The organism is uncultured Polaribacter sp. (assembly GCF_947501385.1).
Taxonomy (GTDB): Bacteria; Bacteroidota; Bacteroidia; order Flavobacteriales; family Flavobacteriaceae; genus Polaribacter.
On the sequence record NZ_CANMVP010000002.1, the window covers coordinates 15,502 to 30,467 of the forward strand.

14 protein-coding genes are annotated in these 14,966 nt (G+C 30.4%); 7 read left to right on the plus strand and 7 right to left on the minus strand.

What is annotated here, in order from left to right; all coding sequences use genetic code 11:
• Genes Q0998_RS01525 through Q0998_RS01535 form a run of 3 tightly spaced genes read left to right on the plus strand, consistent with a single transcriptional unit; the run spans position 1 to position 4,431 of the window.
• Entirely contained in the window at positions 1–1,665 is a 1,665-nt protein-coding gene (locus Q0998_RS01525) for an ATP-binding cassette domain-containing protein (RefSeq protein WP_299665235.1), read from the plus strand.
• A gap of 5 nt (positions 1,666–1,670) precedes the next feature.
• Entirely contained in the window at positions 1,671–3,029 is a 1,359-nt protein-coding gene (locus Q0998_RS01530; protein WP_299665238.1) for a biotin/lipoyl-binding protein, read from the plus strand.
• Between the two features lie 4 nt (positions 3,030–3,033).
• Positions 3,034–4,431 carry a TolC family protein gene (locus Q0998_RS01535; protein WP_299665241.1) on the plus strand — a complete coding sequence of 466 codons (1,398 nt, stop codon included), beginning with the start codon at positions 3,034–3,036 and terminating at the stop codon, positions 4,429–4,431.
• A gap of 51 nt (positions 4,432–4,482) precedes the next feature.
• On the opposite strand, the gene Q0998_RS01540 is transcribed toward Q0998_RS01535, so the two are convergent.
• Both Q0998_RS01540 and Q0998_RS01545 read right to left on the minus strand, forming a co-directional pair.
• On the minus strand, positions 4,483–4,683 hold the full coding sequence (locus Q0998_RS01540) for a helix-turn-helix transcriptional regulator (protein WP_299665244.1): 201 nt from the start codon (positions 4,681–4,683) through the stop codon (positions 4,483–4,485).
• A 1-nt stretch (position 4,684) separates the two neighbouring features.
• Positions 4,685–5,128, minus strand: a complete 444-nt coding sequence (locus Q0998_RS01545; RefSeq protein ID WP_299665248.1) for a hypothetical protein — start codon at positions 5,126–5,128, stop codon at positions 4,685–4,687.
• Positions 5,129–5,247: 119 nt separating this feature from the next.
• Between Q0998_RS01545 and Q0998_RS01550 the strand changes: the two genes are divergently transcribed.
• A complete protein-coding gene (locus Q0998_RS01550) occupies positions 5,248–5,667 on the plus strand; it encodes a hypothetical protein (protein WP_299665250.1) in 420 nt (139 codons plus the stop codon).
• Between the two features lie 47 nt (positions 5,668–5,714).
• Here the strand turns inward: Q0998_RS01550 and Q0998_RS01555 are convergent, their stop codons facing one another.
• Positions 5,715–6,179 carry a MaoC family dehydratase gene (locus Q0998_RS01555; RefSeq protein WP_299665253.1) on the minus strand — a complete coding sequence of 155 codons (465 nt, stop codon included), beginning with the start codon at positions 6,177–6,179 and terminating at the stop codon, positions 5,715–5,717.
• Positions 6,180–6,277: 98 nt separating this feature from the next.
• Here Q0998_RS01555 and Q0998_RS01560 point away from each other — a divergent pair, with 98 nt between their 5' ends.
• A complete protein-coding gene (locus tag Q0998_RS01560; protein WP_299665256.1) occupies positions 6,278–9,520 on the plus strand; it encodes a S41 family peptidase in 3,243 nt (1,080 codons plus the stop codon).
• A gap of 48 nt (positions 9,521–9,568) precedes the next feature.
• Here the strand turns inward: Q0998_RS01560 and Q0998_RS01565 are convergent, their stop codons facing one another.
• The 3 genes from Q0998_RS01565 to Q0998_RS01575 are packed head-to-tail and all read right to left on the minus strand — an operon-like array spanning position 9,569 to position 11,740.
• Entirely contained in the window at positions 9,569–10,189 is a 621-nt protein-coding gene (locus tag Q0998_RS01565) for a trimeric intracellular cation channel family protein (protein WP_299665259.1), read from the minus strand.
• Position 10,190: 1 nt separating this feature from the next.
• Complete coding sequence (locus Q0998_RS01570) at positions 10,191–11,309, minus strand: DEAD/DEAH box helicase (protein ID WP_299665261.1); 1,119 nt, start codon at positions 11,307–11,309, stop codon at positions 10,191–10,193.
• A gap of 35 nt (positions 11,310–11,344) precedes the next feature.
• The gene (locus Q0998_RS01575; protein WP_299665264.1) at positions 11,345–11,740 is read right to left on the minus strand and encodes a thioesterase family protein; all 396 of its coding nucleotides are present in this window, start codon (positions 11,738–11,740) and stop codon (positions 11,345–11,347) included.
• Positions 11,741–11,844: 104 nt separating this feature from the next.
• Between Q0998_RS01575 and Q0998_RS01580 the strand changes: the two genes are divergently transcribed.
• The gene (locus tag Q0998_RS01580) at positions 11,845–13,188 is read left to right on the plus strand and encodes an MATE family efflux transporter (protein ID WP_299665267.1); all 1,344 of its coding nucleotides are present in this window, start codon (positions 11,845–11,847) and stop codon (positions 13,186–13,188) included.
• A 36-nt stretch (positions 13,189–13,224) separates the two neighbouring features.
• Here the strand turns inward: Q0998_RS01580 and Q0998_RS01585 are convergent, their stop codons facing one another.
• Positions 13,225–13,896 (minus strand): DUF2461 domain-containing protein, encoded by a 672-nt coding sequence (locus tag Q0998_RS01585; protein WP_299665270.1) that lies wholly within the window; start codon positions 13,894–13,896, stop codon positions 13,225–13,227.
• Between the two features lie 59 nt (positions 13,897–13,955).
• Between Q0998_RS01585 and Q0998_RS01590 the strand changes: the two genes are divergently transcribed.
• The gene (locus Q0998_RS01590; protein WP_299665272.1) at positions 13,956–14,771 is read left to right on the plus strand and encodes a DUF1853 family protein; all 816 of its coding nucleotides are present in this window, start codon (positions 13,956–13,958) and stop codon (positions 14,769–14,771) included.
• Positions 14,772–14,966: the final 195 nt, after the last annotated feature.

Sequence of the window (14,966 nt, forward strand, 5' to 3'; positions counted from 1 at the left end):
ATGAAAGATGCGCAACTAACTCCTTGGAAACGCTTTGTTGGCTTATTACAACTCGAAAAGAAAGATATTTTTCAAATTTTTTATTATGCCATATTTGGCGGAATTGTTGCACTTACCTTACCGCTTGGTATACAGGCAATTATAAATCTAATTCAAGGAGCACAGATTTCTACTTCTTGGATCGTTTTAGTCGTATTAGTAACGGTAGGTGTTGTTTTTTCTGGTGCTTTACAGCTCATGCAATTAAGAATTATAGAAACCATTCAACAAAGAATCTTTACAAGAGCTTCTTTTGAATTAAGTTATCGTTTTCCTAAAATAAAAATGAAGGAGTTGCGAGATTACTATCCACCAGAACTAGCAAATCGTTTTTTTGATACGCTAACAATTCAAAAAGGACTCTCAAAAATATTATTAGATGTACCAACAGCATTACTACAAATTATTTTTGCGTTAATTTTATTATCCTTTTACCATCCATTTTTTATCATATTTGGTATTCTTTTACTTTTGTTAGTATACATTGTTTTTAAATTTACTGCACAAAAAGGTTTGCAAACTAGTTTATTAGAATCTAAAATTAAATACAAAGTTGCACATTGGATTCAAGAAGTTGCAAGAACCGTTGTTAGCTTCAAATTATCTGGAAACACCAACTTAGCAATCGAGAAAAATGATGATTTAGTAAGTAAATATTTAGAAGCTAGGGAGAATCACTTTAAAATTCTTATTCTACAATTTTCTCAAATGATAGGTTTTAAAGTAATTGTAACCGCAAGTTTGCTTTTAATTGGTGGCGGTTTGGTATTGAGACAAGAAATGAATATTGGGCAATTTGTTGCCGCAGAAATCATTATTTTATTGGTCATACAATCTGTAGAAAAATTAATTATTGGTTTAGAATCTTTTTATGATGTTTTAACTTCTATTGAAAAGATAGGTCAAGTTGTAGACAAAGAATTAGAGTCTCAAATTGGAGAAAAACCCATGTTTAAAAATGGTTTAACTATTGAATTAGACGATGTTTCTTATAGTGTAACCAATAGAAAAAAACATATTTTAAAAGATATTTCTCTCACATTAAATTCAAAAAGTAGAATTTTAATTCTGGGAGAAAGTGGTGCAGGAAAATCGAGCCTATTGCGTTTGTTAGCGGGTGTGAACGAACCTACTTCTGGTAATATTTATATCAATAATTTATCGTTAAGCAGTTTACATTTAAACCATTATCGCTCACAGTTGGGTTTGTCACTTTCAGATGAAACCCCTTTTGAAGGTACTATTAAAGACAACTTGGTTTTTGGAAATAGAGATATAAAAGATGATCTTATTTATGAAGCTCTAGATTCGGTTGGGTTAAATCAGTTTTTAAAAGAGCAACCTGACGGTTTAGACACCATAATTTATCCTGAAGGAAAACAAATGTCTTATACCATTGCTAAAAAAATAATTTTAGCGAGAGCCATTATCAAGCAACCAAAAGTAATGATTTTAGAAGATCCATTAGATCAATTTAACTTAGATGAAACTATAAAAATCATTAGTTATTTAACAGATTCAGAAAGACCTTGGTCTTTAATTGTAGTAAGTAGTAAAAAAAGTTGGAGAACTCAATGTAGTAAAATAATAACCTTAGACAAAGGAGAAATTAAATCTATAAATTAATAGCAATGTTAAATATTTCTAACAATCAATTACACAAACAAGTAGATTTAAAAAACTTTAAATCTGGTGAAAAAATTTTTACCAAAGAATATTACAAAGCATTAAACAAGTTTTTATTAGTTTTTGCTGTGATAGGTTTTATCATTTTATTTTTACCATGGACCCAAAATATCACTGCTCAAGGGCAAGTAACCACGTTAACTCCAGATCAACGACCACAAAGTATTCAATCTCAAATTCCTGGTAGAATTGAAGAATGGTTTGTAAGAGAAGGAGATTTTGTAGAAAAAGGTGATACAATTCTTAGAATTTCTGAAATTAAAAGTGATTATTTTGACAGTCGACTAATTGAAAGAACTAATGATCAGATTGATGCAAAAACATCTTCTGTAAGTGCATATCAAGGAAAAGTGCAAGCTTTAAAAAGACAAGTGCAAGCTTTAAAACAAGAACGTGGTTTAAAGACAGAACAAACAAAAAATAAGCTCTTACAAGCCCGATTAAAAGTGCAAAGTGATAGCATTGCTTTTGAAGCTGCAAAAACAAATTTGAAAATTGCAGAAAAGCAGTATGAAAGAACCGAAACTCTTCAAAAAGAAGGTTTAAAAGCGGTAGTAGATGTTGAACAGAAACGTTTAAAACTGCAAGAGACACAAGCAAAACTAATTGCACAAGAAAACAAATTATTAGCAAGTAAAAATGAAGTGCTCAATGCCAAATTAGAGTTGACAAGAATTGGTGCAACTTTCGCAGATAAAATTTCAAAGGCGCAAAGTGATATGTTTACTGCTCAATCTAGTGGTTTTGATGCAAAAGCTCAAGTTTCTAAATTAGAGAATAGCAATAGCAATTACAGAGTAAGAAATAGTCTTTTGTATGTTACAGCTCCTCAAAACGGATATATAAACAAAGCTATTAAAGGCGGCATAGGAGGTACTTTTAAAGAAGGAGAATCTTTAGTGGGTATTATGCCAGAAAAATATGATTTGGCAGTAGAAACGTTTGTGAGGCCTATAGATTTGCCCTTATTGCATATCGGTGAAGAAGTACGTGTACAATTTGATGGTTGGCCAGCAATTGTTTTCTCTGGTTGGCCAAACGTTTCTTACGGAACCTATGGTGCAAAGGTAGTTGCCATAGAAAATTTTATAAGTGATAATGGCAAATACAGAATTCTTTTAGCACCAGATGAAAAAGATCATAATTGGCCAACAGCCATTAGAGTAGGTTCTGGGGCAAGAACAATTGCACTTTTAGAAGACGTGCCAATTTGGTTTGAATTGTGGAGACAGTTAAACAGCTTCCCTCCTAACTACTATCAACCAGAAGGTGGAAAAAAAGGAAAATCTGACGTAAAAAAATAGTCGAATGAAAAATTATATAATTATTATATTTTTATTGATTTTTTCTCAACTAAAGGCACAAGATACAGTTAACAACATCATGACTTTATCAGAGTATTTGGGCTATGTAAAAAACTATCATCCTATTGTAAAACAAGCAAACCTTGTAATTAATAATAGTGAAGCTAAATTGCTAAAAGCCAGAGGTGCTTTTGATCCTAAAATTGAAGTAGATTTCGATAAAAAACTCTTTAAAGAGAAAGAATATTACAACCAATTAAACGGAGCATTCAAAATACCAACTTGGTACGGTGTAGAATTTAAGGCAAATTTTGAACAGAATGATGGGGTTTTCTTAAATCCAGAAAATAATGTTCCTTTAGACGGCTTATATAGTGCTGGTGTTTCTGTTTCTTTGGCTAGAAATTTGTTAATTAACAAACGAATGGCTTCCTTAAAGCAAGCTAAATTCTTTTTAAATCAAGCAAAGGAAGATCAACAAATATTGGTAAATACCATTTTATATGAAGCCTCGCTTACTTATTTTAATTGGCTAAAAACATTCAATGAAAAACTTGTGTATGACTCATTTTTAAACAATGCTAGAATTCGTTTTGAAGGAACAAAAAGAGCTTTTCAAGAAGGAGAAAAACCTGCAATAGATACTTTAGAAGCAGGAATCACGCTAAACTCTAGAAAACTAAATTTAGAAAAAGCACGAATTAAATTAGTAAAATCTTCATTAGAATTATCTAATTATTTATGGTTGAATGAAAATACTCCTATAGAATTAAGAGAAAATATAATTCCAGATTTAAATACAATCAATAAAATAGACGGTACATTTAATATCGCTTTGTTTAATAATGAAAATTTTGAAATTGATAACCATCCTAAAATTAGATCTTTAGAATTTAAAATCAAAAGCTTAGATGTAAACAGACGCCTAAAATTAAACAACTTATTACCAAAAATAGATGTTCAGTATAATTTTTTATCACCAAACGGAGATCAAATAAATTCTTTCAATACCAATAATTACAAAGCGGGGGTTAATTTTAGTATGCCTTTGTTCATCAGGAAAGAAAGGGGAGATTTAAAATTAGCTAAAATAAAATTACAAGACAAAAAACTAGAAAATGAGACTGCCAAAGTGGTTATTACAAATAAAATAAATGCCATTCAGCAAGAATTAGATTCTTATGTAATTCAAAACGATTTTACCTTTAGAATTGTTAGAGATTATGATGTGTTGTTGAAAGCAGAAGAACGTAAATTTTTCTTAGGAGAAAGCTCCTTATTTCTCGTAAATTATAGAGAAGAAAAGTTTATAGATTCTAAATTAAAAGCTATTAGCTTAGAAAACTCTTATTTTAAAGCGAAAGCTAGTTTGTTTAAAGAAGCAGTTATTTCTATCAATTAAAATATAGAAAACACCTAGTTTAGTAGTAAGAAGATGATTAGAATTATTATGTTAGTCATCTTCTTCTAGCTTAAAGAATTCGTTTACAGAAATCTTAAAAACAGCAGAAAGTTTTAAAGCCAACAATGTAGAAGGAACATATCTGTTTTTTTCAATAGAATTAATTGTCTGCCTAGAAACACCAATTTTTTTTGCCAAATCGTCTTGTGTTAAATCTAAAATAGCGCGTTGCACTTTTAGTGTATTTTTCATGTTATTTGTTCATTCTTTTTAAATTCCAAAATACCATCAACTGTACCAACAACATATAAAATAATACTTGAAAATAATCTAGACTTTCTAATTTTTCATTTTCATTAAACAATAAACCAACTCCATAATTAATGAAAGGTTGTACAAGAGTGTAAAGAATGACTAAAATAAATGCGATTCTATAAGATTGTGCTCTTAAGGTTTCAATAAATTCATCTTCGATTTTATCTTTTGAAATAGATAATAGCAACATTCCAACTAATAAAATCCCAGACAAAAGTGGTTTTACCCAATCTGGTTCGTCAAAAAATTTCTTTGCAATCATACCCCCAAAAGCAATAAAGGTGATATAATAACCAAATTTTTTAAATTTATGAGCCAATTGAAACTTATTCATTCTCTCTAAATAACTTCTTTCTCTTTCACAAATGGATGTATTTTTCATACTATATATTTTATAATTAGACAAGTTTACTTTATATAATGACAAATATACTTTACATTTTTGGATTTTACAATTTTTTTTTATTACATTTAAACAATCAATTCACTAAACTTTTAATTATGGAAATTAATTCAACAAAACCAACAACATCTTTTTGGATAATTGGTGTATGTGCGCTTCTTTGGAATTTAATGGGCGTAGGTGCTTACTTATTGCAAGTTTTTATGACAGATGAAATGATTGCCAAACTACCAAAAGAACAACAAGCAGAAATGATGATAACATATCCTGCTTGGATAACTGCCTTATTTGCTTTGGCCGTTTTTGGCGGACTTTTAGGATGTATATTCCTTTTAGCAAGAAAGAAAGTAGCTTATTATTTATTTATCATTTCAGGAATTTGCGCAACGATTCAGCAAGTATATATTTTAACAAATATTGAATTGAATATGATCATCATGCCAGTTATGGTTATTATTGTTTGTGCTTTCTTAATTTGGTATTCTAAGAAATGTATTCAAGATGGAATTCTAAAATAGTAATAATAACGATCTACTAAAAAAAAGCCTGCAACTTGCAGGCTTTTTTATTCGTATAAAGCCGCTAAAAATTCAGCGACACAGGCTGGTTTTTCTTGCCCTTGAATTTCTATAATACAAGAAAAAGTAGCTTTAATACCGTTGTTCGCTAGATCGTCAATGCCAATAACTTTTGCATGCATTCTTAATTTACTTTGTACAGTAACTGGATTTGGAAAACGGACTTTATTCAAACCATAATTCAAGCCCATCTTTAAACTTTTAATGACAAAAACATCTTCTAGTAATTTAGAAATCATCGCAACAGACATAAAGCCATGTGCGATGGTACTTTTATAAGGAGACTCTTTGGCTGCTCTAACTTCGTCTACATGAATCCACTGTTTGTCTAGTGTTGCATTGGCAAAATCATGAATCATTTCCTGGGTTACTGAGTACCAATTTCCTTTAGGTAAACTTCTACCTAGCATAGTTCTAAATTCATTTATATTATTAAATAATTGCCTATCCATACTTCTATCAGTTTAATTTTTTAAGCGTTAAGCTTTTTTTAACATATTAAAAATGTAACATCTTAGTTCAAATTATTAAATTAGGAAAAATTTAATAAATGAAACAACTAATCTTATTTTTTACACTTTTCTCCATATCAATATATGGTCAAAACAATCCTCAATGGATGAGACATTCTTCAATTTCTCCTGATGGATCACAAATTGCATTTACCTATAAAGGTGATTTATACAAAGTAAATTCAGCTGGCGGAAATGCGCAACAATTAACCTATCACAGTGCACACGATTATAAAGCTGTTTGGAACAAGGACGGAAGCAAAATTGCTTTTGCATCTAACAGATATGGTAATTTTGACATTTTTGTGATGAGTTCAAATGGTGGTCAAGCTACCAGATTGACCTTCCATTCTAATGATGAACATCCTTATTCATTTTCTGCAAATGATAATGAAGTTGTTTTTGGGGCATTGAGACAAGATGCTGCAAGTCATAGACAATTCCCTCACTCCTCACAATCAGAATTGTATAGCGTACCAATAAGTTCAGGAAAAGTAACACAACTCTTAACAATTCCTGCAGAATATGTACAATATTCTAAAGATGGAAAAAAGATGATTTATCATGATAAAAAAGGAGGTGAAAATGAATGGAGAAAACATCATACTTCTTCAATCACAAGAGATATTTGGACATATGATACAAAATCTGGTGCGCACAAGATGATTACTTCTCACCATGCAGAAGACAGACAACCTATTTTTAGTAAAGATGAAAAAAGTATTTATTATTTGAGTGAAAGAAGCGGCACTTTTAACATTCATAAGCTTTCTTTAGAAAACCCAAATCAAGATGAACAATTAACAAACTTTAAACTGCATCCAATTCGTTTTTTAAGTGTTGGAAATGGGGTGGTTTCTTTTGGTTATGATGGTGAATTGTATACAATGAGAGAAGGCGAAAAAGCGAAAAAAATATATGTAAATATCATTACTCAAGATAAAGAAAATACAGATAAATTTATTTCCGTAAATGGTGGCATTAATGAAATTTCTGTATCTCCGAACGGAAAAGAAATTGCTTTTATAGCAAGAGGAGAAGTTTTTGTTACTTCTGTAGATAAATCGTTCACCAAAAGATTAACAAATACGCCAGAAAGAGAACGTTTTGTTTCTTGGGGACCTAAAGGTGAATCTGTTATTTACAGTAGTGAAAGAAATGGAAAATGGAGTGTTTTTAAAACTAAAAAAACAAGAATGCAAGAACCGTTTTTTTACGCTGCAACTTTAATAAAAGAAGAAGTTTTAATTGATAATACGTTAGACAATTATTTAGCAGAATATTCTCCCGATGGAAAAAAAATAGCGTTCATTGAAGGAAGAAGAACTTTAAAAATTAGAGATGTAAAAACAAATAAAGAAGTAACACTTTTAACACCAAAAGATTTGTTTCACATGAGAGATGGAGACAAATATTTTACATGGAGTCCAGATAGCAAATGGTTATTAGTAGATTGGAGCAAAACATTAAGTAATAGTGAAGTTTTATTAATGGCAGCAGACGGTTCTAAAAGAATAAATTTAAACGAAAGTGGCTATTATGATGCTTCACCTAAATGGGTAAATGATGGTAAGCAAATGATATGGTTTAGTAATAAAAACGGATTGAAATCATACGCTACAAGTGGTCGTTCTCAAAATGATGTGTATAGTATGTTTTTTACGCAAGATGCTTGGGACGAATTTAACTTAAGTGATGAAGATTATAAATTAAAAGAAGCGATAAAAGAAGTAGAAAAAAAGAAAAAAGAAAAAGAAGAAAAAAATAAAAAGGATGATAAGAAAAAAGGTAAAAATAAGAAGGAGGAAAAAAAAGAAGAAAACCCTTTAACTTTTGATTGGGATAATATGAAAGATAGAACGAAGAGGTTAACCATTCATTCATCACGTCTAGGAGATGCTGTATTATCTAAAAAAGGAGACAAATTATACTATTTAGCGAGTTTTGAAGGTAAATCTAATCTTTGGAGTACAAATTTACGTACTCGAGAAACTAAAATGTTAATGAAACTAAATGTTGGTTTTGGAAGTTTACAATGGGATAAAGAAATGAAAAACTTATATCTTTTAAGTAGCGGAAAAATCACCAAACTAGATCCTGAAACTAAAAAACAAAAAGGAGTTCAAATTAAAGGAGAAATAAAATTAGACGAATATGCAGAAAGAGAAGCTATGTTCTCCCATGTTTGGATTCGTACAAATGCTATTTTTTATCATCCAGATTTTCACGGTGTGGATTGGGGGAAAATGAAGAATGAGTATCAAAAATATTTACCACATATTAGTAATACATATGAATTTTCTGAAATGTTATCAGAAATGTTAGGCGAATTAAATGTATCTCATGCTGGTGCAGGTTATAGAGGTAGTAATGTTTCAAATGCAGATACCACAGCTTCTTTGGGTATTTTTATGAACTATAATTATACTGATGATGGAATTTTGATTGAAGAAATTATTAAAGATGGTCCATTAGATAAAGCGAAATTTAAAGTTACTGCTGGAATGATTATCAAAAAAATTGATGGTGTTTCAATCGAAAAAAATGAGGATGTTGCAAAATATTTTAATAGAAAAGTAGGCAAATTTATGTTATTGGATATATTAGATCCTAAAACTAAAAAAACACAAACTATTACTATAAAACCAATTTCTTTGGGAGACGAAAATCGATTATTATATGATAGGTGGGTGAAAATAAATGAGAAAGAAGTTGAAAAATTAAGTAATGGGCAGTTAGGTTATGTTCACATTCCAGGAATGGGTGATGGTCCTTACAGAAGCATTTACCAAGATATGATGGGAAAATATTCAGAAAAAAAAGGGGTCATTGTTGATACGCGATTTAATGGCGGTGGAGATTTAGTGGCAGATTTAGCAATGTTTTTTACAGGTGTTCCTTTTATAACGTATGCAACTGAAGCTAAGGTTGTTGGTGGAGAACCAACTTCACGCTGGGTAAAACCAACTTTATCTATTTTTAATGAAAGTATGTATTCTGATGGACATTGTTATGCTTCTGGTTACACAGATCTAAAAATTGGAAAAACAGTTGGAATGCCAGTTCCTGGTACTTGTAGTTTTGCAGGATGGGAAAGTTTACCAAATGGATCTTACTGGGGAGTTGTTCCGATAAGCGCAAAAAATAAAGCAGGAGAATGGATGGAAAATAATCAAACTGAACCATTAATACAGGTTAAAAATATGCCTGGACAAATCGATAATGGAATAGATCAACAATTATTACGTTCTATAAGAGAATTGATGAAAGATGTAGAGTAAGTATAATGACTTAAAATAAAAGCGAAGTATTAACTTCGCTTTTTTATATTATTTACCAAAAATATCATCTTTTACCTTCGGAAGTTCTAAGTGGAATTTTACAGCAATCACTCTAATAATTACCACTATAGAAGCAGAAATGATAAAGTTTATATCTTCTTCAACTTTAAAATAATTTAAAATTAAATAGGTAATTCCACCTGCTAAACAAGCAGAGGCATATACTTCTTTTTCAAAGATTAACGGTACTTTATTTGTTAGAACATCACGCAAGACACCACCAAAAACAGCTGAAATCATCCCCATAATTAAGGCAATTAATGGGTGTAAATCATAAGTCAATCCTTTTTCTAAACCTAATAAAGTAAAAACACCCAAACCAATAGTATCAAACAAAAACATCGTTTTACTTAGTGGTAAAATTTTACTTTTAAAAAGAAACGTTAAAAAAACCGCCGAAAAAATAGTGTATAAATAATTTAAATCGCCAATCCAATTAATTGGATGCGCATTTATTAAAATATCTCTTAACATTCCGCCACCTACAGCAGTTACAAATGCAATAATTATCACCCCAAATAAATCGAATTTTTTATCTGAAGCGACCAAAGCACCACTTACTGCAAAAGCAAAGGTGCCTAAAATATCTAACGCATAAATAACATCCATTTTAGGCTGTAATTTCTGTGAATTTTATATGTAAGTCTTTTTGAATTTCATGAATTCTTTCCAATTCACTTGGTAAAATAAAAGCAATCGAATTCCCAGTTTTTCCAGCTCTTGCTGTTCTTCCACTTCTATGTGTGTAGTATTCTAATTGCTCTGGCAATTGGTGGTGGATTATAAACTCTAAACCTCTTACATCAATTCCTCTTGCAGCAACATCAGTTGAAATTAAGTATTGAACGCTCTCATTCTTAAAAGCTCTCATTGCTTTTTCACGATCTCTTTGCTGCATATCTCCTTCTAGAGCACCCACAGAAAAACCTTCGTCTTTTAATTGATTAAAAAGGTTTTGAACGCCTAATTTTGTTCTACAAAAAATAATTCCTCTTTCAGTTCCTCTTCTTCCTATATAAGAAATAATATCGTTCGTTTTTTGCTTAATGGTAGTCTTAACATATTGATGTCTAATATTCTCATTTACCAAAGAATTTCTATCAATTTCTATTCTTTGTGCATTAGCATCCATGTAGGTTTTAATAATACGTTGAATTTCATCTGGCATTGTTGCAGAAAACAACCAGGTATTTCTTTCTCCTGTTGTAAACTTCAAGATTCTATTTAAATCTTGTTTAAAACCCATAGACAGCATTTCATCTGCTTCATCTAAAACCAAGGTTTTAATATTGCTAATGTCAATTTCTCCACGTTCAATTAAATCTACTAACCTACCTGGAGTTGCAACCACAACATGTGTGGTTCTTTTTAATTTACCAATCTGAATGTCAATTTTCTCACCACCAAAAACAGCTTCTAAAAAGATTTTTTCAGAACAGTATTTTGTATATTTAAAAAGCTGTTTTTTAATTTGTTGCACCAACTCTCTTGTTGGCGATAAAATTAATGCTTGAATTTCATCTTTGCTTGTATCAATATGATGTAATATTGGCAAACCAAAAGCAGCCGTTTTCCCTGTACCTGTTTGCGCTAAACCTACAAAGTCTACTTTTGAGTTTAATAAAATAGGAATTGCTTTTTCTTGAATTTCTGAAGGAACTTTAATTCCCAATTCCTTTAATCCTTGAATGTATTCTTTTTGAATTCCTAACGCTGTAAATGTTGACATAATTGCTATTTCTAATATATTTTGCAAAGATACTTTTATTTAGGTGGTTGCAATACTTTCAATACATTTTCTCTAATTCTAGCGGGTTTGTAGCTTTTAGCATCTAACATTCCCCAAATAGTTTTTGCTTTTACTAATAACTCGTTGTTTTTATAAAATTCCATCAAACGTTCAGATTGAAAACCTCTTGTTTCTCCTACCCAAGTTTTTACGGTAATTACATCTCCTAAAACAGCTTGTTTTAAGTACTCAATTTCATGTTTTAACACCACCCAAATATATTCTGGTAAAGGGTTTTCTAAAGTTAGAAAAGACCAATGTTTAAAAGCAACGGTATCCATCCATTTTACGTAAACCACGTTGTTTACATGATTTAAATCATCAATATCTTCTGATGTTACTTCTAATTTTAGTTCAAAAATAGTTTCCATTATTCAATTTTTAACAAACTTAGAAATTTTAATAGTCCTATAATAATTATTGATGTTTCAATTTCGAAAAAACATAAATTATTTAGTTTCTTTGCACGACTTTTATGAACAAACTAGCAAGCGATTTAGGTACAGAAAAAATTAGTAAATTATTGATAAAACAAGCGGTTCCTGCAACTATAGGAATCCTTGTAATGTCTTTAAATATGATTGTAGACACGATTTTCGTGGGACAATGGATTGGTGTTTTGGCAATTGCTGCAATTACGGTGGTTTTACCTATTGCTTTTTTAATTTCTTCGATAGGAATGGGAATTGGTATTGGAGGAAGTTCCATTATTTCTAGAGCCTTGGGCGCCAATAATTCTGAAAAAGCCTTCTTAACTTTCGGAAATCAGATTTGCTTAACCGTTATTTTAGCCATTCTCTTTGTAGTGCTGGGAAATGTTTTTAGTGTTCCCATTCTGAATTTATTTGGAGCCAAAGGAGCTATTTTACCCATTGCATCCGAATATTTTGGCGTGATTATTTATGGCGTTCCATTTTTAGCCTTTGCAATGATGGGAAATCCTGTAATTAGAGCCGAAGGAAAACCCAAATTTGCCATGTATGCGATGATGGTTCCTGCCGTTCTAAACGTTCTGTTAGATATTCTTTTTATAAAAGTTTTTGATTGGGGAATGTGGGGCGCAGGTTTGGCGACTTCCATATCCTATGCAAGTTGTGGTTTGTATATTTTATCTTTCTTTTTATCTTCGAAAAGTGAATTGAAAATAATTCCAAAAAACTTTAAATTAGATTTTAAAATTGTAAAAGAAATCACGAAACTGGGTGGTGTTTCTATCGTAAGACAAGGTGCCATAAGTATTTTAATGATTGTTTTAAATTATTCACTTTTTACCTATGGTGGCGAAATTTCTATTGCCGTTTTTGGAATTATAAATAGAGTAATGATGTTTGCTTTATCTCCTGTTTTAGGGGTTTCTCAAGGATTTTTACCAGTTGCTGGCTTTAATATTGGTGCAGAAAAAAATGATCGTGTTAAAGAAACCATCAAGAAGTCTATTTATTTTGGATCCATTTTAGGAACTATCATTTTTATTGCAATTCTTATTTTTAAAGAACAAATTATTTGGATTTTCACCAATGATGCAACGCTATTAGAACAAACACCAGATGCAATGCTAGTTGTATTTTTGGTAACGCCAATTGTTACCATGCAACTAATTGGTTCCGCATATTTTCAAGCAGCAGGAAAGGCGATGCCCGCATTATTATTAACGCTTCTAAAACAAGGAATATTCTTGATTCCTCTAGCCTACTTTTTACCCATCTATTATGGAGTGAACGGTGTTTGGTGGTCTTTCCCAATTGCAGATACCTTATCTACAATAATAACCGTTTTGGTTTTAAAGCGTGAAGTTGATAAGAATCTAAAACCTCTTTAATTCCAACTTTAAACTTGGAACTTTAAAACCGTAAATCTAAAGAGTTTCTCCATTCAAATTAGTGGTTAAAATATCACTAAACAAATTAAAAAACGGACGTAAAGCCTTAAAACTCTTATCTACTTCTTCTACAAAATTAGGAGATAGCACTTCTGCATCTGTAAAATTTTTACTCGCTATAAATCCTTTTTTACGCAATAGATCAACATCTGGGTGTTCTTTATCAAAACCTCTGGGTGCCGTTTTTAACTCGCTAAAGCTTTCAAATTTACCGCCAAAATGTTTTTTATAATGTTTATTTTCTAAAATGTTTTTAATTTCTGAAGCGTCCAATTCAATTTCTTTTCTAATTCTAAATAAATCTTCTTTGTTTGGATCCCAAAATCCGCCAGCTAAAAAAGACTCTCCTGGTCTAATTCTTAAAAAATAACCACCTCTTAATTCTTTACCTAATCTAGAGTATGAATTTGCAAAATGAACCTTATAAGGAGTTTTATCTTTAGAAAAACGTACATCTCTATAAATTCGCATCATTTTAGATTTCTCTATTTCATCGTGCTTTTGCAAGTTGATGTGTATTTCTGCAAACACGTCTTTTGCATTTTGCTGTGCTTTTAAATAGGTATCTTTATGATCTGCAAACCAATCTCTGTTATTGTTTTTCTTTAAATTCTGAAGGTACTCAAAAGTGGATTTTTCAAATTGCATTTTTTAATAAAATTTTAGAGGATCAATTTACAAAATAGATTTGTAACTTCGAATTTGAAATGCATCAAAAAACAAAAGAGATTCAAAAAAGATTTGAAGGTTTTTTACAGACTTCTTGTTTGTGGAATGGTAATACCGTTTATGAATTAGATCAATTTTATATTCAATTGAAATCTACAAAAATAGATCTTGAAATTAATGAAAATTTACGTTTGGGAAAATATATAGAACGTTTTGTTTCTTACCAATTAGCTCAAGATTTATCCGTAGAAATCATATCAGAAAATATTCAAATTCAACAAGAAAAAAGAACTTTAGGAGAATTAGATTGTATTGTTTTAAGAGATCAAAAAACCATTCATTTAGAAATTATTTATAAGTTCTACCTGTATCATGCTTCTGTTGGAGAAACTGAAATTGAACATTTTATTGGTCCAAATAGAAAAGATTCTTTGGTTGAAAAACTTTCTAAATTGAAAGAAAAACAATTGCCACTACTCTACTCTGATGAATGTTCAGCCTATTTAAGTACCCTCAACTTAAATGCTAAAAACATGGAACAACAAGTTTATTTTAAAGCACAATTATTTGTTCCTTATGCTAATCTAAACATACAATTAAAGCAACTCAATCTAGATTGTATTGTTGGGTTTTATATCAATCAAAAAGAATTAAAACAGTTTTCTAATTGCAAATTCTATATTCCTAATAAAAAAGATTGGTTGGTAATTCCGAACCAAAATGTACCTTGGCTAAACTATACGGATTTTAATCAGAAATCTAATGACTATTTAGAAAGACAGTTTTCGCCATTGTGTTGGTTAAAAAAACAAAATGGAGAAATTAAAAAGTTCTTTTTAGTTTGGTGGGTTTGAAAATGGTTTGAGGTTTGAGGTTTAAGGTTTAAGGTTTAAAATTCAAGATTCCAAATAACACCTTAACAACATTAACTTTGTTAAGGTTTAGTTATCTCATGTAAAAGCTTTAAATAATTATTACAAACTATATAAAATAAAAAAGAGGAGCTTAAATAAATAAGTTCCTCTTTTTAAAATCAGCTAATTCTTAAA